Genomic DNA, 22,133 nt, shown 5'->3' with positions numbered 1-22,133 from the left:
TCATGTCAGCTTTGAAGATCAAGAAGGGCTCCTCCAGCCACTCCGCCTACAACCTGCGGCCCACTTTCTCGGACGTGGTCGAGCGGCACACCTTGGCGGTCCTCGTGGAAAACGAACCGGGGGTCCTGGCCCGTGTGATCGGGCTCTTCTCCGGACGCGGCTACAACATCGACAGCTTGACCGTCGCCGAGGTCGATCACACCGGGCACCTCAGCCGGATCACAATCGTGACCTCGGGCACACCGCAGGTGATCGAGCAGATCAAAGCTCAGCTTGGCCGGATCGTCTCTGTGCACGACGTCCATGACCTCACCGTCGAAGGTGCCAGCGTCGAGCGTGAACTCGCCATGTTCAAGGTGGTTGGTCAGGGGGACAAGCGGGTCGAGGCGCTGCGCCTGGCGGATATCTTTCGCGCGAGCGTTGTCGACAGTACCCTGGAAAGCTTCATCTTCGAGATCACCGGCGCGCCGGACAAGATCGACGCCTTTGCGGATCTCATGCGCCCGTTGGGCCTGACGGACGTGGCGCGGACAGGCGTGGCCGCGCTCTCCCGCGGCGAGTAAGCGCCCTTAGGCTTCGGAGACCCGCAACTCGGGCTGCGGTACGCGACCGGCACGCGGCTCGAAGGGGATGACCTTCGCCGAGCTGGTCATCCGTGCGACCGAAGACGCGCTCTGGCGGAGCGCTTCCGGCAGGCCAACACCTGCCTGCTCCAAAACCAATCTCGGATTGTGCGCCCGTCGCATGGAGGCCTGCACCTCCATGTCGAACTGCACCACATCCCCGGCGTCGAAAAATGCGTCCGACTGAAAAACGTCGTCTGCTGAATTCAAAAAAGCCAAATCACCTTGATCTTCGCACCAAATCACCGCTTTGCGGTCCGATGCGTCGCTCCAGAGAACAACGCCAATCATGTCACATCCAATCCTTCTGCCTGCACTATATTGGTACCAAGAAGTTAACGCCGCAGCACATGATAAAATGAGCACCGTACGCTTGGAATTTGTGTCGCCCTGATCTAAGGTTGACACAAATACGAACTGCAACTGACGCTAAATAGCATCAAAACCGCAATTCAACCTGAAATAGTTAGGGCTCGCCGCATACCAGCGCGTATGCTGAGCCGCAGATGAGGCTGAGGGAGACGGATGTCTTTGAGCGCCAGATCACCAGCGCAGCTGCGCAGCATGTTCGGGTCCAACCTGCGCAGGCTGGCATCTGACTACACGTCGATTTCGGCGTTGTCCCGAGACCTCGGAATCAATCGGACCCAATTCAATCGCTATCTCAGCGGCGAGAGTTTCCCGCGCCCGGATGTGCTGGCGCGCATATGCGAGTTCTTTTCGGTCGATGCCCGGGTCCTGCTCGAGCCCGTCGACCAGATCGCGCCGGGCACCGGACCGATCTCCAGCGAATATCTGCGCGACTTCATGGGCCCGACCGTGCATCCCATCTCGGAAGACGAACTGCCCAGCGGGTTCTATCAATTCGCCCGCCGCAGCTTCGTGCGCAACGATCAGTATGTCCGCGGCATCGTCTTGATCAAGCGCGACGGCGACAACACCTTCTTGCGCGGCTTCGAGCCCAAGATCGCCATGGCCATGCAGGGCATTCCCGCCGACGCCCGCGCCCGCGAATACCGCGGCTTCATCATGCATATCGAGGATGGCTTCGCCGCCACCGTAGCCCGCCGCAACGCGATGACAGCCTCGTTCAACTATCTCAGTCGGGTGACCTCCTTCCAGAACAACTTCTGGGTCGGCTATGTGGCGCGGACCGTTCGCGAAAGCTCGTCAGGCACCCGCATGACCCGCCTTGTCTATGAATACTTGGGCACATCGCCGGATCGGGTTCTTCCCTGCGCGCGCAAGGCCGGGTTCTGCCAACTCGACGATTTGATGCCATTTCATCAACGGCTGTTGCAACCAAACGACCCCTTCCGCTGATCTGCGCGCGCCCTGTGCGTCATGTCGCCGGGAGAAAACTCGGGTCGTTTTGAGCCGCGCTGCTGACGCGGTTTGACATATCCTCACTGCATCATCGCAGGAGAGTTGTCATGGATCACGCCCCGACCGATCTATCGAACGTCCGCCGCCCGATTGCCGAAGCCAATGGGCTGCCCAATGCGCATTACACCGACCCTGCCGTTTTTGACGAGGAGAAACACGCGCTACTCTATGACAACTGGTCGGGGCTTGCGGTCGCGGCGGATGTGCCCGAGATCGGGGATGCCGTCCCGCTGAACTTCCTCGGCATGCCGCTTCTGCTCATTCGCGACCGCCAAGACCAGGTGCGCGTGTTCCAGAACATCTGTCGCCATCGCGGCATGATCCTCGTGTCGGAGCCCCGCAAGATCGAAGGTGCGATCCGATGCCCCTATCACAGCTGGTGCTATGCCACCGATGGCCGCCTCGTTAGCACCCCGCATGTGGGCGGGCCCGGCTACAACCAGCATGAAGGGATCGACCGCGCGCTGCTCGGCCTTGTCGAAGTGCGTAGCCATGTCTGGATGGGCGTCGTCTGGATCAACGTCTCCGGAACCGCACCCACCTTTGAGGAGGCTAACGCCGACCTACTGGCCCGCTGGGCCGAGTTCGACAAGCCGCTTTATCACGGCGGGGCCGACAGCCGCTTCGCCCTCGATGTCGCCTGCAACTGGAAGCTGGCGGTCGAAAACTACTGCGAAAGCTATCACCTGCCTTGGGTGCACCCCGGCCTGAACAGCTACTCTCGCCTTGAAGACCATTACCACATAGAAAACGAAGGCGTGTTCTCGGGTCAGGGCACGCTGGTCTATCGCCAGCTCAAGGGGCCCGACAGTCAGGTTTTCCCGGATTTCGATGGGCTCAGCAGCAAGTGGGACACCGCAGCGGAATACATCACCGCCTTTCCCAACGTGCTGCTCGGGGTACATCGCGATCATGCCTTTGCCATCGTTCTCGAACCGCAAGGCCCCGAAAACACACGCGAACATGTGCATCTCTTCTACGCGTCCCCTGAGACTGACGACGCCTTGCGAGAGCGCAACGCGGCGCAGTGGAAAGAGGTCTTTGTCGAGGATGTCTTCGTCGTCGAGGGCATGCAGCGCGGGCGCCATGCGGTCTCATTTGACGGCGGGCGGTTCTCTCCTGCGATGGACGGACCGACGCATCTCTTCCACGCTTGGGTCGCAGACCGCGTGCTCAGACATCGGACCCCGCGTCAGGCCGCAGAATGAGCGACCTCGACGCGCGGCTGCTGGCTGCGCATGAGGCGGATGATCGGACGGCGCTTGTGCAACTCTACTCCGAGGCCGCCGATTTGGCTGAGAGCGACGATGCGCGCGCTTTTTACCTGACACATGCCTATGTCTTCGCGCTCGACATCGGCGCGGCGCAGGCCGAGACCCTGCGACAGGCACTGGTTGCCCTTGGGCGCGAGCCGGCCCGCTAAGGCGTTGTTATCAAAAGCCGATACAGGTGCCAGGACGCATGGCCGAGCCAGGGCAGGACAATCCAGAGCCCCAAAAACCCTGGCAAAAGGGCTGCAAAGCTCAAGACGGCGATCAATGCGGCCCAACTCAGCATCACCGCTGGCGACTGCCGCACCACACCGATGCTGGTGATCATTGCCGTGATGAAATCAATCTCGCGGTCGAGCAACAAAGGCAGCCCAATCACCGACATCGCATAGATCAGCAGCGCGAAAACCCCACCAACGAGCGTCCCAAAGGCCAGCATGCTCACCCCGTTCAGGGTGAGGAAAACCTCGTAAGATGTTGAAATATTTGTCATCGTACTGAGACCAAGGAAAAGCGCAAAGATCATGTGGCCCAGGAAGAACCAGAACATGAAGATGACCACCATCATCGTGCAGAGCGAGGGCAGTTGCCGCAGGCGCTGTTGCCAGATGACGCCAAAGACGGCGCCCGGCGGCACCGGCAGCCCGAGATCAAGACGGCGCGACACCTCGTAGAGCCCCACAGCCGCGAACGGCCCCAGCAGCGGAAAGCCAATCGCGGCGAGCACCAGCCAGAAGGTGTGGCCCGTCGCCATCGTGATTGCCACCATCACCCATCCGGCAACGATGTAGAAGCTCGCGAATGTCAGCCCATAGAACGGATGGCGGCGAAAATCCCCCGCCCCGCGACGCAACGCTTCTTTCAGGTCCTGGAACCGGGCCGCACGCAAGTCGGGCGCGCCCAGGTTCATCTCGGCGGTGGCATCTGATGCCATGGCGAATCCTCCCTCTCCTCTCACGCGCGATTATAGCATGACCGGAGACCGCCTGCGGTGATCAGGATCAACCGCTTTGGGCTTCGGCCCGTGTCTTACCGGAGACGTCAAGCGCGAGCGTCGCCGCCATGAGCCCATCAAGGTCGCCGTCGAGCACACCCTTGGTGTCCGATGTTTCAAAGTTTGTGCGCAGGTCTTTCACCATCTGGTAAGGCTGGAGGACATAGGATCGAATCTGGTTGCCCCAGCCCGCGTCGCCCTTGTTTTCATGCGCCTCGTTGATCGCGGCGTTGCGCCGGTCGAGCTCCAGCTGATAGAGCCGCGATTTCAGCGCCTTCATCGCGATATCGCGGTTCTGGTGCTGCGATTTCTCGGAGCTGGTCACCACGATGCCGGTTGGATGGTGGGTGATCCGAACCGCCGAGTCAGTCGTGTTCACGTGCTGCCCACCCGCCCCAGATGAGCGGTAGGTGTCGATGCGGATGTCGGCAGGGTTCACCTCGATGTCGATGTTGTCATCCACCACCGGGTAGACCCAGACGGAGGTGAACGAGGTGTGCCGCTTAGCCGCCGAATCGAACGGCGAAATACGCACGAGGCGGTGCACACCGCTTTCCGACTTCAACCAGCCATACGCATTCTGGCCGCTGATTTTATAGGTGGCCGACTTGATACCAGCCTCGTCACCCGCGCTCTCGGCCTGCAACTCGACCTTGTAGCCCTTCTTCTCTGCCCAGCGGACATACATGCGCGCCAGCATCGAGGCCCAGTCACAGCTCTCGGTGCCACCTGCACCTGCGTTCACTTCCAGGAAGGTATCGTTGCCGTCCGCCTCGCCATCGAGCAGCGCCTCAAGCTCCTTTTGCGCCGCCTTCTCTTCCAACGCCTTCAACGCCGCTTCGGCGTCGCTCACAACCTCCTCGTCCTCTTCCATCTCACCGAGCTCGATCAGCTCGATATTGTCAGTGAGGTCTTGCTTGATGCTCTCGTAGGTTTCCATTGCGTCGACGAGCGTCTGCCGCTCCCGCATCAGCTTCTGCGCGGCCTCGGGGTTGTCCCAAAGGTTCGGGTCCTCGACCCGCGCGTTGAACTCCTCCAACCGGAACGCGGCCGTTTCCACATCCAGCCGCTGCGCCAGCAGCTCCAGTGATTTTTCGATCTTTTCAACGGTATTTTGTGCGTCAGCGCGCATGGGACTTGCCTTCGAACAGAGGTGTACCGGAGGTGATAAACCAGCCCCCCGCCAGCGGCAAGGGAGCCCAAGCGCCTGCGCTAATAAAGCCCGCCCGAGCTGAGCGTGCCAAAGTCCGCCTTGGGCCCCACAGTGGCCGTTTCGCCGGTCGACGTTGTCACTTGCTCGGTCTGTCGCGCGCCCACCTCTTCAAAGAGCGGCAGGTTCTGCCCCATCGCAAAGCCACCGTCGTAGGTGATGCCAAAGATCGGCTGCTCGCCTTCGCGGAAGTACTCGGCCACCACCGCCTCACCCTGAGCGTCTGGCCCGAGCCGCGCGCCGGTGAACCGGTCGATCTTGATGAAGCGTCCACCGGGCGGCACTTCGAAGGGCCCGCCGCCATACTTCTGCGTGGCCTCCTCCATGAAGGTCTGGAACACCGGGCCGCACATGCTGCCACCCGCCGCCCCGCGCCCAAGGCTGCGCGGCTGGTCATAGCCAATGTAGCAGCCCGCCACGATGTTGCTGGTGAAACCCACGAACCACACGTCCTTGGCGTCATTGGTGGTCCCGGTCTTGCCCGCGGTCGGCACCGGCAGGTTCACCGTGCGCGCCGCCGTGCCGCGATCCACCACGCCGCGCATCATCGAGGTGAGCTGATAGGCGGTGATCGGGTCCATGACCCGTTCGCGGTTCGAAATCACATTCGGCGCCAGCCCGGCATCGAGGCTCGCCAGTTCGCAGTCATAGCAGAGACGGTCGTCATGCCGGTAAATCGTCTTGCCATAGCGGTCCTGCACCCGGTCCACCAGCGTCGGCTGCAGCCGCTCGCCGCCATTGGCGAACATCGCGTAAGCGGCAACCATCTGGTAAAGCGTCGTCTCTTCCGAGCCGAGCGAGTTGGCAAGGAAGGTGCCCATGCGATCATAGACGCCGAAGCGCTCGGCATAGTCCGCCACCACATCCATGCCGATCTGCTGCGCCAGCCGGATCGTCATCAGGTTCCGCGACTTTTCAATGCCCGTCCGCAACGGCGTGGGCCCGTAAAACTCGCGTGTCGAGTTGCGCGGGCGCCAGAGCCCCTGCGGCGTGTTCACCTCGATCGGCGCATCCACAACGATGGTCGCGGGGGAGTATCCGCTGTCGAGCGCCGCGGCATAGACAAAAGGTTTGAAGCTCGAGCCCGGCTGCCGCTTCGCCTGTGTCGCACGGTTGAAGACACTCGACTGGTAGGAGAAGCCGCCCTGCATGGCGATCACCCGGCCGGTGTTCACGTCCATCGCGACAAAGCCGCCCTGCACTTCTGGCACCTGCCGCAGCGACCAGCGCACGAAGGTGCCATCTTCATCGGAGGTGATCGCGCGCACATGCACCACGTCGCCGACCTCCACAAGATCACCCGCCACCTGCGCCTTGTTGCCAAGCGTGCCGTCCTGCGTGCGTTTGCGCGCCCAGGTCACATCCTGCGCCGCGATGAAGTGCCCATCCTCATCCTCGGTCACGCCTTCGATGCCGATGCGGGCATCATTGCTGCCGACCTCAAGCACAACCGCTGGGTACCACGGCCCGTCGAGCTCGATGTCCCGTGCCATCTCGGTGGCCGCAAGCGCCGCGCGCCAGCTTTCCTCGGTTTCGAGCTGCGCCGGATCAATCTTGATCCGCGCTTCGCGCCAGATGCCGCGCCCGCGGTCATAGCGTTCCAACTCGCGCCGCAACGCCTCGGCGGCGATCGGCTGCATCTCCTGATCGATGGTCGCGCGCACAGTCAGACCACCGGTGAAAAACTCGCCTTCGCCAAAGTCTTCCGTCAGCTGTCGGCGGATCTCATCGGTGAAATAGTCGCGGGGCGGCAGCTCGGCCTTGAAGCTTTCAAAGTCGCCATTCTGAACAGAGCGCAACGGCGCGTTGAGCTCGGCCAGCAAGGTCTGCTCGTCGATATAGCCGTTCTCCATCATCTCCTTCAGCACGAAATTCCGGCGCGCTAGCAGCCGGTCCTTCTGCCGCACCGGATGATAATCACTGGGCGCTTTCGGCAAAGACGCAAGGAAGGCCGCCTCGTGCGGCTCCAGATCGCTCAAGGGCTTGTTGAAATAGGTCTGGCTCGCCGCCGCAACGCCATAGGAATTCTGGCCGAGGAAAATCTCGTTGAGATAGAGCTCGAGGATCTGCTCCTTCGTCAGCGTCTCTTCCAGGCGCGCGGCTAGGATGATCTCCTTGATCTTGCGCTCGGCCTGCCGGTCGCCCGACAGCAGGAAGTTCTTCATCACCTGCTGCGTGATCGTGGAGGCGCCGCGCACGTCCTGGCCGCGCGACATCACCGCGTCATAAGCCGCCGCCGCGATCCCGCGCAGATCATAGCCTTCGTGCTGGTAGAAATTCTTGTCTTCCGCCGAGATGAACGCCTGTTTCACCAGGTCGGGGATCGTCTCGGCAGGCGCAAAGAGCCTGCGCTCCTTGGCGAATTCATCGATGATCTGGCCCTGACCCGAATAGATCCGGCTGATCGTCGGCGGCGCGTATTGCGCGAGCGACTCGTGGCTCGGCAGATCGCGCCCGTACATCCAGAACACCGCACCCACGGTCAGCGCCACCATGGCAATCGCCATGGTCACCATCGTGAAAATGCCGCCGAAGAAGGAGAGGATAAACCGAAACACCGTCAGGATACGCCCATTGTGAGATACATGACCCACATATAAGGAGCCCGCCCGGCGCCGTCAAAACACGAAAGCTTTCGACACTGGCCGAAACACGCCTGTCTCGCCGAGCACATCGTCACTGCCGCACCAGCGGGCGCCGCGCCTCATCCGCATCGCGCCAGGCGAGGATCGAACGCACCATGCCGCCGACCATGCGCGCGCGCCACTCCGGGTCGCGCAGGTTGTCGAGATCGCGCGCGCTCGACAGGAACCCGACCTCGACCAGCACCGAGGGGATATCCGCGGACTTCAGCACCGAAAAGCCGGCGTTTCGCAAGGGGCGCCGATTCATCGGCCCGCCCGCTTCCGTCAGCCCGGTGACTAGCGCCTGCGCCAGGGCTTTCGAGCGCGGCTCGGTCTCCTGCCGCGCGAGGTCCAGCAGCACGCTGGCCACCTCGTCGTCGGAGCCTGTGAGGTCCGTGCCCGCAATGATATCCGCGCGGTTGTGCCGCGCTGCGAGATGCGCCGTCGCCGTGTCGCTCGCCTCATCCGACAGCGTGTAGATCGTGGCCCCCTGCGCGCCCCCCTGGCTCAGCGCATCGGCGTGCAGCGACAAGAAAAGGTCCGCACCGGCCCGGTGCGCAATCGCCACTCGGCCCTCCAACGAGACAAACACGTCGCTTTCCCGGGTCAGCACCACGTCCACATCGCCCGCCCGCAATAGCGCCTCGCGCAACTCCAGCGCGATCTTGAGCATCAGCTCCTTTTCGTTGATCTCCTCGCGCTCCGCACCCGGATCGACACCGCCGTGCCCGGGATCAATCGCAACGACAAAGCGGTCATCCGCCACCGGTGCGATGGCGTCTTGCGGCACCGGATCGGGCCAGAGCGCATCCTCCGGTGCGCCCGCCTTGGCGGCAAACACCTCAGGCGCAACCGGGTCAAAGCGCATCCGCAGCACAGCACGGCCCGTATTGTCATCCACCGTCAGGCCAATGTCTTGCGGCACAAACGGCCCCGACAGGTCAGCCACCAGCCGAGACCAACCCGGCTGGAAGTTCCCGAACCGCACATCCGCAAACGGGCCGTCTTCCTGCACCAAATCCTCGGCCCGGACACCGGACCAATCCACCTCGCGGAAGTCCATGACCAGCCGAGGCGGCGCGTCGAGCGTGAAAACCCGGAAAGGGACCCCTTGGCTGAGGTGCAGGGCGAGCTCAGAGTGGCCGAACCACCCCGCCGTCAGGCCGCTTTGCGTGGCATCCACGCGCGCGACAGCCGAGAGGTCCTGCGCCATCGCGCAAGACAGACCAAGCAGCGCGCTCGCTGCCGCGGAAAGGATCGACCGGATCATGGGCTGCTCTGCCCCTTGTGATTTTTGCGCAGTCTATCAAAGCTGACCGGTGCTGTGAAACCCCGATCAGCGTCTCGCCATGAAATCCTTGAGCCGCTGCAGCCCCTCCTCGATATCGGCGGTGCTGCGCGCATAGGAGAACCGCAACGTGCTGTGACCGCGCGCCTGATCGAAGTCGAGCCCCGGCGTGACCGCGACGCCTGCCTGCTCGAGGATATCCGCGGCGAAGGCCCGGCTGTCCTGCGTCAGATCCGACACATCGGCATAGACGTAAAACGCCCCATCGGGTGGCGCGATCTTGGTGAACCCGGCCTCGGGCAGCCCCCTCAGCATCAAGGCACGGTTCGCACGGTAGACGTCGAGATTGGCCTGCAATTCGTCCTCCGCATCCATCGCCGCCAAGGCGGCAACCTGGCTGGCATGCGGCGCACAGATGAACATATTCTGCGCGATGCGCTCAACGATGCGCACATGATCTTCAGGAACCACCATCCAGCCAACACGCCAGCCGGTCATGGAGAAATACTTCGAAAAGGAATTGATCACATAAGCATCGTCGGTGATCTGCAGCGCGGTCACCGCTTTGGCCTCATATTCGATGCCGTGATAAATCTCATCCGAGATAAAGGACGCCTCCTGCGCCTGCGCCGCCTCGATCAGAGCGCGTATGGCGGGCGCATCCAGCATCGTGCCCGTAGGGTTGGCCGGGGAGGCCACCAGAAGGCCGGCAAGGTCAAGGCCTTCCAAATCAGCGGGCACGGGCTGATATCGATTGTCAAACCGCGTTGGAATGTCCACCGGCCGCAAATCCATCGCGCGCAATATCTGGCGGTAGCTCGGATAGCCCGGCGCGCCGATGCCCACCTTGTCGCCGGTATCGAAAAGTGCGGTAAAACTGAGCAGAAATCCGCCGGAGGAACCGGGCGTGATGACCACACGACTTGGGTCGAGATCAACGTCATACCACTCCCCGTACATCCGGGCGATCCGGGCGCGCAGCGCTGGCAGACCCAAAGCGACGGTATAGCCAAGCGCACCCGTCTCCATCGCCCCGGCGAGCGCTGTGGTCGCCGCTTTCGGCGCACCCGTGCCTGGCTGACCCACCTCCATGTGGATGACATCACGGCCCGCATCCTCCAGACGCCGCGCCGCCTCCATCACATCCATCACAATGAAGGGATCGACCACGGATCGCCTTGAACTACGCATGAAATCCCTCCAGTCTCGCGTTATGGTCTTTCACCTTGTCTTCCGGCTCGCGTCAATCCCGGCGCTGTTGATCTGGCTGATGGCGGCGCCCCTTCAGGCCCAGAGCCTGCTGCGTGATGCCGATCTGGAATACGGGTTGAAACAGCTGGCCACACCGATCCTCAGCGCCGCCGGTCTCAACCCCGCGCGCGTCAAGGTGCTGGTCGTCAACGAAAGCTCGCTGAATGCCTTCGTGGTCAGCAATGACGCGATTTTCGTGCACTACGGGCTGATCAACCAGATGACATCGGCCCCGATGCTGCAGGCGGTTCTGGCCCATGAGGCCGCGCATATCGCGAACGGCCATATCACCCGGCGCATGACCAACCTTTCGAGTGCGCGCACCGCCTCGGGCCTTGGGGTTGCCCTGGCCGTCGCTGCCGCAGCGGCGGGTGCGGGCAGTGCCGCAGGTGGCATTGCGCTTGGCACCCAGACCTCCGCGCAGGCACGGTTCTTCAAACACACCCGCGCCGAAGAGGCCGCCGCAGATCAGTCTGGTATTCGCTATATGAAGGCCGCTGGCGTCGATCCGCAGGGCATGGCGGATGTGCTCAATATTTTCCGCGGCCAGGAGGTGCTGTCCGAAAGCCGCCAGGACCCGTATCTGCGCAGCCACCCGCTCTCGCGGGATCGGTTCCGCGCCGTTGAAGGGTTCGTTGCCGCCTATGGCAATACGGGCGAGCCCAATGCCGACGCCGCCTATTGGTTCGCGCGCGTCAAGGGCAAGCTCAGCGCCTATACGCGGTCGCCGAAATGGACGCTGCGCCGCTTGAAAGAGACGCCCTATGCGGATGTGCGGCTGCTACGCGAGGCAATTGCCGAGCACCGCCAGTCGCGCACCAAGCAGGCCCTGCGCGCTATCGACGCCGCCATCGCAAAGCGCCCAAATGATCCCTTCCTGCACGACCAGCGCGGGCAAATCCTGCTCGAGACACGCAACTTCTCAGCGGCTGCGGCAGCCTACGGCCGTGCCGTGCAACTGGCGCCCAACGATGCGCTGCTTCTGTCCGGCTACGGCGGCGCCCTTCTGGCAAACGGCGAGGTCAGCCAGGCGCGCCAGGTGCTTGAAAAGGCCCGCACAATCGATTTCCGCGACGGCTCCATGCTGCGCGATCTGTCCGTGGCTTATGCCAAATCCGGACAGACCGGCATGGCCGCGCTGGTTACGGCAGAACGCTATGCCCTGACAGGTCGGCTGGAAGACGCCGGCATCCACGCAAAACGCGCCGTTGGGCTGCTGCCCAACGGCAGCGGCTCTTGGCAACGCGCGCAGGATGTGTTGATTGCATCCGAACGCGCCGCAAAACGGAGATAAGAAATGCTCACCCGCCTGACCCTGCCCGCCCTGCTGGCGCTTGCGCTGCCCGCCTCCGCCTTGGACCTGCAGAGCATGACCGAGGAGGAACGCACCCTGTTCCGCTCCGAAGTGCGCGCCTATCTCATGGACAACCCCGAGGTGATCATGGAAGCAGTGCAGGCACTTGAAAACCGACAGGCCGAGGCGCAGGCGCAGGCTGATCTGACGCTCGTCTCCGACCACGCGGATGCAATTTTCAACGATGGGTTTTCCTTCGTGGGTGGCAACCCGGATGGGGACATCACGCTGGTCGAATTCATGGATTATCGCTGCGGTTTCTGCAAACGCGCCTATGGTGAGGTCGAAAAGTTGCTGGAATCCGACGGCAACATTCGGTTTATCGTGAAGGAATTCCCGATCTTGGGCGAGCAGTCCCTGCTGGCCTCGCGCTTTGCTATCGCCACGCGGCAGCTTGAGGGCGACGAGGCCTATAAATCACTTCATGACGCACTTATGGAATTCAACGGAGACATCACCCTGCCCGCGCTGCGCCGACTGTCTGAGACCTACGGACTCGATGCCGAGGCCATCGAGGCGCGGATGGAAGATGAAGCGGTGACCGAAGAGATCCGCAAGACCCGTGCGTTGGCGCAACAGTTGCAGATCACCGGCACACCGACCTTTGTCATGCATGATGAGATGCTGCGGGGCTTCCTGCCCTACGACCAGATGCGGGCGCTTGTCGAAGAGAAGCGCGAGCTCTGAGGCGCCCGCCCGCAGCGCGGCCTATTCAGCCGCGCTTGCCACGCGGGCTTCGGCGTCCAGCTCCGCAGCCTTGCGCTCCACCTGCTCGACAATGTGATCGATCATCTCATCGTTGTTGAGCTTGTGGCTCTGCTTCCCCGCGAGGTAAACCATGCCCGACCCGGCGCCGCCGCCGGTAAACCCCACATCTGTCATCAGCGCTTCACCCGGGCCATTTACGACGCAGCCGATGATACTCAGGCTCATAGGGGTCTTGATGTGCTCAAGCCGTCTCTCAAGCTTTTCGACCGTCTTGATTACATCAAAGCCCTGACGGGCGCAGCTCGGACAGCTTATGATGTTTACACCTCGGTGGCGCAGGCCAAGTGATTTCAGGATCTCATAGCCGACCTTCACCTCTTCGACCGGCTCAGCCGAGAGGCTCACCCGGATCGTGTCGCCGATCCCCATCCAGAGCAGATTGCCGAGTCCAATGGCCGATTTGATCGTGCCCGAGGTCAGCCCCCCCGCCTCGGTGATACCGAGGTGGATCGGCGCATCGGTGGCCTCGGCCAGTTGCTGATAGGCGGCGGCAGCCATGAAGACATCCGAAGCCTTGCAGCTGATCTTGAACTCGTGGAAATCATTGTCCTGCAGGATCTTGATGTGGTCGAGCCCAGACTCAACCATCGCATCCGGGCAAGGCTCGCCATATTTGTCGAGCAGGTGCTTCTCGAGACTACCGGCGTTCACGCCAATGCGGATGGAGCAGTTGTGATCCCGTGCCGCCTTGATAACCTCTTTCACGCGTTTTTCGTCGCCGATGTTGCCCGGGTTGATCCGCAGGCAGGCGGCACCGGCCTCCGCGGCCTCAATGCCCCGTTTGTAGTGGAAATGGATATCAGCGACGATTGGCACGGAGACCTCTGGCACAATCTCCTTCAAGGCTTTCGAGGATGCCTCATCAGGCACAGAAATCCGAACGATGTCGGCGCCCGCATCCGCCGCGGCCTGTACCTGCGCGATGGTGGCTGTGACATCTGTAGTCAGCGTGTTCGTCATCGTCTGGACGGTGATCGGAGCGTCGCCGCCAACCGGCACCGAGCCGACCATGATTTGACGCGATGCCCGACGGTAGATGTTGCGCCAAGGGCGCACATGGTTCAACGACATCAGCCTGTCCTTTGCGAAACACTCTTATCTCTCAAAATAGACAGTCAGGCCCGTGGTCGCAATGGGAGGTTTTGGTGCGGGTTGGTGTTACTCGGCCACCGCGCCGAGAGGCGTCTGCAGTTCCACAACCGTGGTCGCAAGGGCTTCGTCCGCCGCCAGATCAGCCACAGTGTAACGCGCCTTCAAGCTGTCCACGTCGAGAGGCAGCTTTGAGGTGATCGTCCCCGTTTCGCCAACCGGACCATAATACTCGCCGCTCAGCGCAAAGTAGATCGCGCCACTTTCGCCAGTGCGCAAGGTCGGCGGGGCTTCTGACACCGGCGCATCCCATGTCTCGCCGGGCTCCATGATGGTCTCGAAGATCACAGTCCCATCTGCAGCGCTCACCCGGACCCAGGAGGGACGTACGGCCACCATGCGCAGAGCCGGCCCGATCTCTTCCACCACTTGCGGCACGGGCACCGCTGTGTCCATCGCTGCCGCGACTTCCGCGTCGAGTTCATCGGCAAGGCTCAGCCGCTGGGGTGGGACGTCTTCGTCAACGCGCAGGTTGGCAAAATTTCCGATCGAGCCAGGATCAATCGTCGAGATAGGCGCATCGCGCGCGACCAGAACCGGCACATCCAGCGCCTGCGGACGGTAGAGGCGGTCCAGTGCCTCGGCGCGCGGCTGCTCCATCACGCCCGGGGCAGCGGAGCTTGCACCATCCGGTGCGGCGGCCAAGACACCGTCCAGCGGGTCGAGGTCGGAGAGCACAATCGGCGTCTGCTCAACAGGAGCGACCTGAACGCGCTGCACCTCCTGCAACACCGAGTAGCCGCCAAACCCAATGGCTCCGATCAGCGCCATGAGCACCAGCGAGGAGCCAATCGCACTCGGTTCGATGCCCGAGAAGAACCCTTCACGGGTCGGCACAAAAGGCGTGCCCGGGCGGTTGAACATGTCGTTGTCGAGCGACCGACCCGCGGAGACCTCCCGCCCGGTCTTTTTGACCACCGAGGCCTTCGAGGACATCCCATGCGCCACCGTGAAGCCGCTTTCAGCACAGAACGTCTCAAACGCCTCGTCCGGGTTCATTCCAAGATAGCGCGCGTAGGACCGCACATAACCAGCAATAAATCCGGGGGTATCGAAGGCGTCGGGGTCACAGTTCTCGATCGCCGCGATATAGGCCGCCTTGATCCGCAGCTCGCGTTGTACGTCGAGGAGAGATTTGCCCATCGTGGCGCGTTCACCGCGCATCACATCGCCGAGACGCAATTCGAAATCATCGAACCCTTTGCGTTCGACTTCCTCTTCAACACTCTCAGAGTGCTTGCGCCCAATCATACGTCTGCCCCATTTTCCCCGTGCCTGCCTAACGCGTGTGTCAGACTGTGAATCGTCCCCACGATTCGTACCTGACCTCTTGTTTATGTTAGGTTAACACAAGACAACTACAAAATCATGCAGCGTCAGACTAGCCGACGTCTTGGGCACGATTTAGCGCACAATGTGACCAAAGTCCGTCCATTGCGTGCACCAGCGCATCGATCTCTTTGGGGCCGTGAACGGGCGACGGTGTGAAGCGCAGACGCTCGGTCCCGCGCGGCACGGTGGGGTAGTTGATGGGTTGCACGTAGATGCCGTGCTCTTCGAGCAGCATGTCGCTGAGCATCTTGGTATGGACCGGGTCGCCGACCATCACGGGCACGATATGGCTGCCGTGATCGATGATGGGCAAGCCCAATCCTTTCAGCCGCAGCTTAAGGATTTTCGCCTGGGTCTGGTGCTGTTCGCGTAGCTCCGGCGACCGTTTGAGGAAGGCAACTGAAGCGGCTGCGCCAGCGGCCACCGCCGGCGGCAGCGACGTGGTGAAGATGAACCCCGGCGCGTAAGACCTTATCGCATCGCACATTTTTGCAGATGCCGCGATGTAGCCACCCATCACGCCAAAGGCCTTGGCGAGCGTGCCGTTGATGATGTCGAGCCGATGCATCAACCGGTCGCGCTCGGCGACGCCAGCCCCGCGCGGGCCATACATGCCCACGGCATGGACCTCGTCGATGTAGGTCAGCGCGCCAAATTCATCCGCCAGATCACAGATCGCTTCGATGGGTCCAAAGTCGCCATCCATCGAGTAGATCGACTCGAAAGCGATGACCTTGGGCGCTGCCGGATCATCCGCTTCAAGCAGCTCGCGCAGATGCGCCACGTCATTGTGCCGGAAGATACGCTTGGCCCCGCCGTTGCGGCGCACACCTTCGATCATTGAGGCGTGATTCAACGCATCCGAGTAAATGATCAGCCCCGGAAAGAGCTTCGGCAGCGTCGACAACGTTGCGTCATTTGCGATGTAGGCCGAGGTGAAGAGCAGCGCGGCCTCTTTGCCGTGCAGGTCCGCAAGCTCCGCTTCAAGGCGCTTGTGATAGACAGTCGTGCCCGAGATGTTGCGCGTGCCGCCCGAGCCCGCGCCGGTGGCATCGAGCGCTTCGTGCATCGCCTCCAGCACAACCGGGTGCTGGCCCATGCCGAGATAATCGTTGCCGCACCAGACGGTCACGTCCTGCGTGCTGCCGTCCGGACGGGTGCGTGTGGCATGGGGAAAGTGACCGTTGTGGCGCTCGATATCGATAAAGGTCCGATAGCGGCCTTCATCGTGCAGACGGGCAATCGCCTGATCCAGCTTGTCGTCGTAGCTCACCCGGTCTCTCCTTCATCCGATCCCGGGCCGTGTGATGCCTTTGGAATCTTTCTAAGCTTGAATATAGGCCCCACGCTTGAGGTTCAATAACCTTAGGGTGCGCACCATGTCGCAGCTTTGACATACATCAATTGGTCTTATGCCTGTGTGAACTGCTTCACACGCTTCCCGCTTGCTCCTGCGATCCCCGCTGATACGGTCCACTCAAATCAAAGGAGCTTGCCCATGTCTCTTGACGCTGTCCTGTCCCGCATCGATGCCGATCTGCCCGCCGCCATGGACCGGCTGATGGCGCTGCTGCGCATTCCGTCGATCTCCACCGACCCCGCCTACAAGGCCGACTGCGACCGCGCCGCAGACTGGCTGGTGGAGGATCTCAACAGCCTCGGCATTGCAACAGAAAAGCGCCTCACACCGGGTCACCCGATGGTTGTCGGACATCTGGAGGGCGACGGCCCACACCTGCTGTTCTATGGTCACTACGATGTGCAACCGGTTGATCCGCTTGAGCTTTGGGACAATGACCCCTTCGATCCGCGCGTCGAGCAAACGCCGAAAGGCGAGGTGATCCGGGGGCGCGGGTCCTCGGATGACAAGGGCCAACTGATGACCTTCATCGAGGCCTGCCGCGCGTGGAAAGCGGTGCACGGCACCCTGCCCTGCAAACTCACGTTTTTCCTCGAAGGTGAGGAAGAGAGCGGCTCGCCCTCGCTGGTGCCTTTCATGCAGGAGAACGCGGAGGAGCTGACATCCGATCTTGCGTTGATCTGCGACACCGGCCTTTTCGAGAGCAAGACACCCGCCATCGTGACCATGCTTCGCGGGCTTCTGGGCGAAGAGCTCACGATCAAAGGCCCGGACATCGACCTGCACTCCGGCATGTACGGCGGGGTTGCGATCAATCCCATTCGCGTGATGTCCCAGGTGATCGCCTCACTGCATGACGATCAGGGGCGGATCACGGTGCCGGGTTTCTACAACGGGGTGCCGGAATTGCCCGACGAGATCGAGGCGCAGTGGCAGCGGCTGGCTTTTGATCACGCCAGCTTCCTCGGGGACGTGGGCCTGTCGAAACCGGCGGGCGAGCAGGACCGCACGCCGCTCGAGATGGTCTGGTCGCGCCCCACCTGCGAGGTTAATGGCATCTGGGGCGGCTACACCGGTGACGGCTTCAAGACGGTGCTGCCCGCAGAGGCGCATGCGAAGATCAGCTTCCGCCTGGTCGGCACCCAGGATCCTTTGGCGATCCGCGAGAGCTTCCGCGAGATGGTGCGCGGGATGCTGCCCGAAGACTGCGAGGTGACGTTCAGCGATCACGGCGCCGGGGCTGCATCGATGACGGAAACCAGCGACCCAAGCTTTGAAGCCGCGCGCAAGGCGCTCAGCGACGAATGGCAGGTGCCCGCAGCCTATGTGGGCTGTGGTGGGTCCATTCCGATTGCGGGGCATTTTCAGGAGATCCTTGGCACGACGCCGATGCTGATCGGCTTTGGCAAGGATGACGACGCGCTGCATTCGCCGAACGAGAAATACGATGTGGAGAGCTTTCACAAAGGTATCCGCAGCTGGGCGCGCATCCTCGCGGCGCTGACGTGAGGCAGGGGCGGCCTAAAGCCCACCCCACCTGCCTGCTCGGAGGGCGGTGCTCGTGACGGACTGGGCGGATCCGCTCATAGCGGAGGTGAACAGGCAGCGCATCTGCTACCGGATGTGCGGCAGCGGCCCCCCGCTCCTGCTGCTGCACGGCTTTCCACAGACCCATATGATGTGGCACGCGGTTGCCCCTGAACTCGCGCAGCAGTTCACCGTGATCACCCCTGACTTGCGTGGCTATGGCGCCAGCAGCAAACCGGAAGGCACAGAGGCCTACAGCTTCCGGCAGATGGCGGCTGATCAACTGGCGCTGATGCAGCATCTCGGGTTTACGCGGTTTCACTTGGCGGGCCATGACCGTGGCGGGCGCGTCGCACACCGGCTGGTGCTGGACGCAGCGGAACATGTGCAGAGCCTGACCGTCATGGACATCGTGCCGACGCATCTTCTCTTGGATGAACTCACCCGGCAGGTCGCCACCGCCTACTATCACTGGTTCTTCCTCGCCCAGCCCTACCCGTTCCCCGAAACCATGATCGCGCATGACCCAGACGCCTACTTCGAAAGCTGCCTGCTGGGCTGGGGTGCGGCCAAACTGTCAGACTTCGCGCCCGAGGCGCTCGCTGCCTATCGCACTGCCTGGCGCGACCCCGACACCATCCGCGGCATGTGCGCCGATTACCGCGCCGCGCTGCATCACGACTTCGACCTCGACGCGGCGGACCTCGACCGCTACGTCGCCTGTCCCGCGCTCGTCCTCTATGGCGCGGCGGGCGCCATGGCCAACGCCTACGACGTCCCCGCCACCTGGGCCGAGCGCCTCAGCGACATGCGCAGTGCGGCAATCCCCGGCGGACATTTCTTCATCGATCAATCGCCAACCGAGACCGCCAAAGCCCTTCAGCGCTTCCTGTCGGATATCGCCTGACCCGCCCGATCCCACAGGCCTGAAAACGCAAAAAGGGACCCGAAGGTCCCTTTGAAGCAGCGGTGGCGCGGTTGACGGGGCTCGAACCCGCGACCCCCGGCGTGACAGGCCGGTACTCTAACCAACTGAGCTACAACCGCCCACTGCATCCGCGCGTCTTGCTGCGCGTTGGGACCTCTTAGGCGGGCGCATCAGGCGCGTCAAGCGGGTACCGTGTCGAGTGCGAGAATTTTTTGCCAAAATGGACGGGTGTCCTTGCAGCCAACGCCGATGCGCTCAGAGCGGCTCGGCACGCAGGTCATCGAGAATGAGCTGCCCGGCGAACGCGCCCCAGATTCGGTAGATTTCCGGCCCGGGGTGGAAGCCATCCGCTGCCATCAGTCTGGGGTCGAGCCCCCAATCCGGCGCGATGAGACGGAGCTCTTCGGTCGCCGCCGCCATTCCCTCGAGCGCGCTGCGCAGCCGCGCCGCATGTCGCCCGAGCACGGTGTTCAGAGGGCGCGGCAACGCGCGAAAGTGCTCCAACGGCGGGACCGTGGTGGCATAGATCCGCCCCACCGAAAATCTGGCCCGGACCACGTCGTGGAGTTCGGCTGTGTGTTCAAGCCAGCGGTGAGGACTGATCAGACGGGTTGTGTCATTCACACCCAAAGCGGTCACCGCGATGTCAAAGGGCTTGAGCGCACGGTGTCGCACGACCTCGCGGAGCCTGCCCGTGGTCCACCCTGTTTGGGCAATCAGCGACCAGGATACCCGGTACTCTGTGCTGAGCGCCTGCACCAAATGGCCACTCAAGGCCGCCGATTGGGTCTCGACCCCCACGCCCGCCGCCGAAGAATCGCCAAGGATCAGCAGGCGGAGCTCCGGCCCCTGCCCGGCGACGCCACTGCGCGGGCCTGCGGCCTCCGGCAGGCGCGGCGTCCGCCGGACCACCTGCAACGCCTGCACGCCCAGAACCGGTGCCAGAGCCACCTGTTGCAGCCGCGGCCAGATCATACGCGCGCCCTAGCGATCGGGCAGTGGAATGAATTCCTCGTCATCGCCCGGCGGCAGCTGGAACCGCCCATGCGCCCAGTCGCCCGCACGCCAGGCCTCCTTGGCCGCATCGATCCGATCCTTCGACGAGGCCACGAAATTCCACCAGATGTGCCGCGGACCCTCCAGCGTCGCGCCGCCCAGCAGCATCAGCCGCGCGCCCTCCTCGCCCGCCGTCAGGGTGATCCGGTCTCCGGGGCGGAACACCATCATCTGACCGGAGTCGAAAGTATCGCCCGCGACGGTGATCGCGCCCGAGACCACATAGACGCCGCGGTCCTCATGATCATCCGGCAAGGGAATGCGCGCCCCTGGCTGCAACACCGCATCCGCATAAAAAGTCTCGGAATAGACCTTCACGGGCGCCTCCTCGCCATAGGCTGTGCCGAGGATCAACCGCACCTCTTTACCCTCGCCCTCCAGAAACGGCAGCGTGTCTTTCGGCGCATGTTCAAAGGCGGCGGCCTCATCTTCCGCCGCCTCGGGCAAGGCCACCCAGGTCTGAATGCCAAAGAGATCATGCGGGCGCTTGCGGATCTCACCATCCGTGCGTTCGGAATGGGTGATGCCATGCCCCGCCACCATCCAGTTCACCGCGCCGGGTTCGATCCACTGGTCCGTGCCAAGACTGTCGCGGTGGTGAATCTTGCCCTTGTAAAGATATGTCACCGTGGCGAGGCCGATGTGCGGATGCGGACGGACATCAATGCCCTTGCCGGTCACGAATTCCGCCGGACCCATCTGGTCGAAGAAGATGAAGGGGCCCACCATCTGACGTTTGGGCGCGGGCAAAGCCCGGCGCACTTCGAAACCACCCAGATCGCGCGCGCGCGGCACGATGACGGTCTCAATCGCGTCAACCATGTCTCCGGTGGGGCAATCGGGGTCCAGGGCGGGGTTCCAACTCATCGCGCGTCCTCCTTTGGCTATCAGCAAAAAGAGTAGCCTGCGGGCGCACGGATGCAATTACCAGGCGATCAGATTTTGCGCATATCCTGGCCCGGCGCGCCCATCGCAGTCTGATCGATCCGTCGCGCCGCCTGATCCAGCCGCGCGGCCATGTGGATGATCTCGGACACATCGCCCGCGCTCTGCTCCAGCGCCATCTCGAAGGCGGCGTATTCAAGGTACTGCGCGGCGATCTGCATCGCATAGCGGACCTTCTCGCGATTGGGCAACGTATCCAGGGCGGCGAAAGCCGTCGACAGGTCCACAACCTCAGCGGGAATGTCATCCGTGGGCACGGTCATGTCGTGTCCGCTTTCAAATATGCTCCGACGCAATACCACACTTCAGCGCGTCAGATTTCACCTCGACCCAATGGACCCGGTTGGGGTCGCATTTCACTCTCCCGGCCCATATACGGGCCCTTTGCTGCGCCTTGATCCCAGTTCATTTCCCCAAAACACCACCTGCACTGTCCCTTAAAGGATAGGCATCTGTCAACCCAAGGTAGTTTGGGAAAACTGTTTTAAAACCTGAGGCAAATAAAACTTGTGCGCTTCGCTACTGCAGGCGCCGTTGAGGCATGCGGACTGGCTCGGCCACCGACGTGATCTGAACGTCATTGGAGGCGAAATCCATTTGGGCTGCGCAGTTGATCAGGTCGGCGACATCATCGGCCGACTGTCGACCCGCGAGTTCAAAGGCCGCGAATTCGATCAGGCGCGAGGCAACGCCGAGGGCTCGGCTCGAGCGATCAGAAACTGGCAAACTCCGCAAATGGCTGATCAGCGTTTCAACCGCTGCGTCCGTTTGCTGCACGGCCACGCGTTTTCGCGGCTTGCTCGCCTTTCTCACGCACATACGTGTGCCCCTTCCTGATCCCAAACACTTTTTCGTGTTCGTTTAGGATGGATCACAGGCCAGGGGTCTTGGCAAGGCACAGTTTGTGGCAGCCGCGCACCGTTTTTTGGCGGCGATGTTGACCTAAGCGCGCGTGAGTTCTGAGGCAGGCGGTGAAAATGGTGGGTCGTGAGAGGCTCGAACTCCCGACATCTTCGGTGTAAACGAAGCGCTCTACCAACTGAGCTAACGACCCGCTCCGGTGCATG

General features: G+C 62.4%; 21 protein-coding genes and 2 tRNA genes. 8 read left to right on the top strand and 15 right to left on the bottom strand.

The annotated features are described in order from the left end of the window. The first annotated feature begins 2 nt into the window (after positions 1-2). Entirely contained in the window at positions 3-563 is a 561-nt protein-coding gene (ilvN, locus tag ACVC7O_RS10445; RefSeq protein ID WP_458322079.1) for an acetolactate synthase small subunit, read from the top strand. A gap of 6 nt (positions 564-569) precedes the next feature. Here ilvN and ACVC7O_RS10440 read toward each other — a convergent pair whose 3' ends face one another. Continuing rightward, the gene (locus tag ACVC7O_RS10440; protein ID WP_458322078.1) at positions 570-914 is read right to left on the bottom strand and encodes a hypothetical protein; all 345 of its coding nucleotides are present in this window, start codon (positions 912-914) and stop codon (positions 570-572) included. A 234-nt stretch (positions 915-1,148) separates the two neighbouring features. On the opposite strand from ACVC7O_RS10440, the gene ACVC7O_RS10435 reads away from it, so the two are divergent. From ACVC7O_RS10435 to ACVC7O_RS10425, 3 genes are all read left to right on the top strand, one after another. Further along, on the top strand, positions 1,149-1,946 hold the full coding sequence (locus ACVC7O_RS10435) for a helix-turn-helix domain-containing protein (RefSeq protein ID WP_458322077.1): 798 nt from the start codon (positions 1,149-1,151) through the stop codon (positions 1,944-1,946). A gap of 110 nt (positions 1,947-2,056) precedes the next feature. Beyond that, the gene (locus ACVC7O_RS10430; protein WP_458326014.1) at positions 2,057-3,217 is read left to right on the top strand and encodes an aromatic ring-hydroxylating oxygenase subunit alpha; all 1,161 of its coding nucleotides are present in this window, start codon (positions 2,057-2,059) and stop codon (positions 3,215-3,217) included. After that, positions 3,214-3,432, top strand: coding sequence for a hypothetical protein (locus ACVC7O_RS10425; protein ID WP_458326013.1), 219 nt, complete (start codon positions 3,214-3,216; stop codon positions 3,430-3,432). The genes ACVC7O_RS10430 and ACVC7O_RS10425 overlap by 4 nt, the downstream gene beginning before the upstream one ends. Here the strand turns inward: ACVC7O_RS10425 and ACVC7O_RS10420 are convergent. The 5 genes from ACVC7O_RS10420 to ACVC7O_RS10400 all read right to left on the bottom strand — a co-directional run bounded on the left by ACVC7O_RS10420 (position 3,429) and on the right by ACVC7O_RS10400 (position 10,587). Then, positions 3,429-4,214 carry a DUF2189 domain-containing protein gene (locus ACVC7O_RS10420; protein ID WP_458326012.1) on the bottom strand — a complete coding sequence of 262 codons (786 nt, stop codon included), beginning with the start codon at positions 4,212-4,214 and terminating at the stop codon, positions 3,429-3,431. The two genes, ACVC7O_RS10425 and ACVC7O_RS10420, sit on opposite strands and share 4 nt — an antisense overlap. Before the next feature lie 67 nt (positions 4,215-4,281). Beyond that, positions 4,282-5,406: a peptide chain release factor 2 gene (gene prfB, locus ACVC7O_RS10415; protein ID WP_458326011.1), complete on the bottom strand. Its 1,125-nt coding sequence runs from the start codon at positions 5,404-5,406 to the stop codon at positions 4,282-4,284. Positions 5,407-5,486: 80 nt separating this feature from the next. After that, entirely contained in the window at positions 5,487-8,042 is a 2,556-nt protein-coding gene (locus tag ACVC7O_RS10410; protein ID WP_458326071.1) for a penicillin-binding protein 1A, read from the bottom strand. A 118-nt stretch (positions 8,043-8,160) separates the two neighbouring features. Further along, positions 8,161-9,378, bottom strand: coding sequence for an N-acetylmuramoyl-L-alanine amidase (locus ACVC7O_RS10405; RefSeq protein ID WP_458326010.1), 1,218 nt, complete (start codon positions 9,376-9,378; stop codon positions 8,161-8,163). A 66-nt stretch (positions 9,379-9,444) separates the two neighbouring features. Then, positions 9,445-10,587, bottom strand: a complete 1,143-nt coding sequence (locus ACVC7O_RS10400) for a pyridoxal phosphate-dependent aminotransferase (protein WP_458326009.1) — start codon at positions 10,585-10,587, stop codon at positions 9,445-9,447. Here ACVC7O_RS10400 and ACVC7O_RS10395 point away from each other — a divergent pair. Beyond that, a complete protein-coding gene (locus tag ACVC7O_RS10395; protein WP_458326008.1) occupies positions 10,586-11,941 on the top strand; it encodes a M48 family metalloprotease in 1,356 nt (451 codons plus the stop codon). The two genes, ACVC7O_RS10400 and ACVC7O_RS10395, sit on opposite strands and share 2 nt — an antisense overlap. A gap of 3 nt (positions 11,942-11,944) precedes the next feature. Further along, entirely contained in the window at positions 11,945-12,688 is a 744-nt protein-coding gene (locus ACVC7O_RS10390) for a DsbA family protein (RefSeq protein WP_458326007.1), read from the top strand. Between the two features lie 21 nt (positions 12,689-12,709). Here the strand turns inward: ACVC7O_RS10390 and ispG are convergent, their stop codons facing one another. From ispG to hemA, 3 genes are all read right to left on the bottom strand, one after another. Further along, positions 12,710-13,840 (bottom strand): flavodoxin-dependent (E)-4-hydroxy-3-methylbut-2-enyl-diphosphate synthase, encoded by a 1,131-nt coding sequence (gene ispG, locus ACVC7O_RS10385; protein ID WP_458326006.1) that lies wholly within the window; start codon positions 13,838-13,840, stop codon positions 12,710-12,712. An 87-nt stretch (positions 13,841-13,927) separates the two neighbouring features. After that, positions 13,928-15,169 (bottom strand): helix-turn-helix domain-containing protein, encoded by a 1,242-nt coding sequence (locus ACVC7O_RS10380; protein WP_458326005.1) that lies wholly within the window; start codon positions 15,167-15,169, stop codon positions 13,928-13,930. 130 nt (positions 15,170-15,299) lie between these two features. Next, positions 15,300-16,523 carry a 5-aminolevulinate synthase gene (gene hemA, locus ACVC7O_RS10375; RefSeq protein ID WP_458326004.1) on the bottom strand — a complete coding sequence of 408 codons (1,224 nt, stop codon included), beginning with the start codon at positions 16,521-16,523 and terminating at the stop codon, positions 15,300-15,302. A 225-nt stretch (positions 16,524-16,748) separates the two neighbouring features. Here hemA and ACVC7O_RS10370 point away from each other — a divergent pair, with 225 nt between their 5' ends. Further along, positions 16,749-18,119, top strand: a complete 1,371-nt coding sequence (locus ACVC7O_RS10370; RefSeq protein WP_458326003.1) for a M20/M25/M40 family metallo-hydrolase — start codon at positions 16,749-16,751, stop codon at positions 18,117-18,119. A 112-nt stretch (positions 18,120-18,231) separates the two neighbouring features. Next, the gene (locus ACVC7O_RS10365; RefSeq protein WP_458326070.1) at positions 18,232-19,044 is read left to right on the top strand and encodes an alpha/beta fold hydrolase; all 813 of its coding nucleotides are present in this window, start codon (positions 18,232-18,234) and stop codon (positions 19,042-19,044) included. A 63-nt stretch (positions 19,045-19,107) separates the two neighbouring features. Here the strand turns inward: ACVC7O_RS10365 and ACVC7O_RS10360 are convergent. The 6 genes from ACVC7O_RS10360 to ACVC7O_RS10335 form a co-directional block, all read right to left on the bottom strand. Further along, a tRNA-Asp gene (locus ACVC7O_RS10360) sits at positions 19,108-19,184 on the bottom strand. A 136-nt stretch (positions 19,185-19,320) separates the two neighbouring features. Continuing rightward, positions 19,321-20,040, bottom strand: coding sequence for an SGNH/GDSL hydrolase family protein (locus ACVC7O_RS10355; protein WP_458326002.1), 720 nt, complete (start codon positions 20,038-20,040; stop codon positions 19,321-19,323). A 9-nt stretch (positions 20,041-20,049) separates the two neighbouring features. Beyond that, positions 20,050-20,988 carry a pirin family protein gene (locus tag ACVC7O_RS10350; RefSeq protein WP_458326001.1) on the bottom strand — a complete coding sequence of 313 codons (939 nt, stop codon included), beginning with the start codon at positions 20,986-20,988 and terminating at the stop codon, positions 20,050-20,052. Between the two features lie 68 nt (positions 20,989-21,056). Next, positions 21,057-21,329 (bottom strand): hypothetical protein, encoded by a 273-nt coding sequence (locus tag ACVC7O_RS10345; protein ID WP_458326000.1) that lies wholly within the window; start codon positions 21,327-21,329, stop codon positions 21,057-21,059. A gap of 256 nt (positions 21,330-21,585) precedes the next feature. Then, entirely contained in the window at positions 21,586-21,885 is a 300-nt protein-coding gene (locus ACVC7O_RS10340) for a hypothetical protein (protein WP_458325999.1), read from the bottom strand. Positions 21,886-22,044: 159 nt separating this feature from the next. Continuing rightward, positions 22,045-22,120, bottom strand: a tRNA-Val gene (locus ACVC7O_RS10335). Positions 22,121-22,133 lie beyond the last annotated feature (13 nt).

It is taken from the genome of Roseobacter cerffii (assembly GCF_054226325.1).
This window is presented reverse-complemented; position numbering and strand designations above follow the sequence as displayed.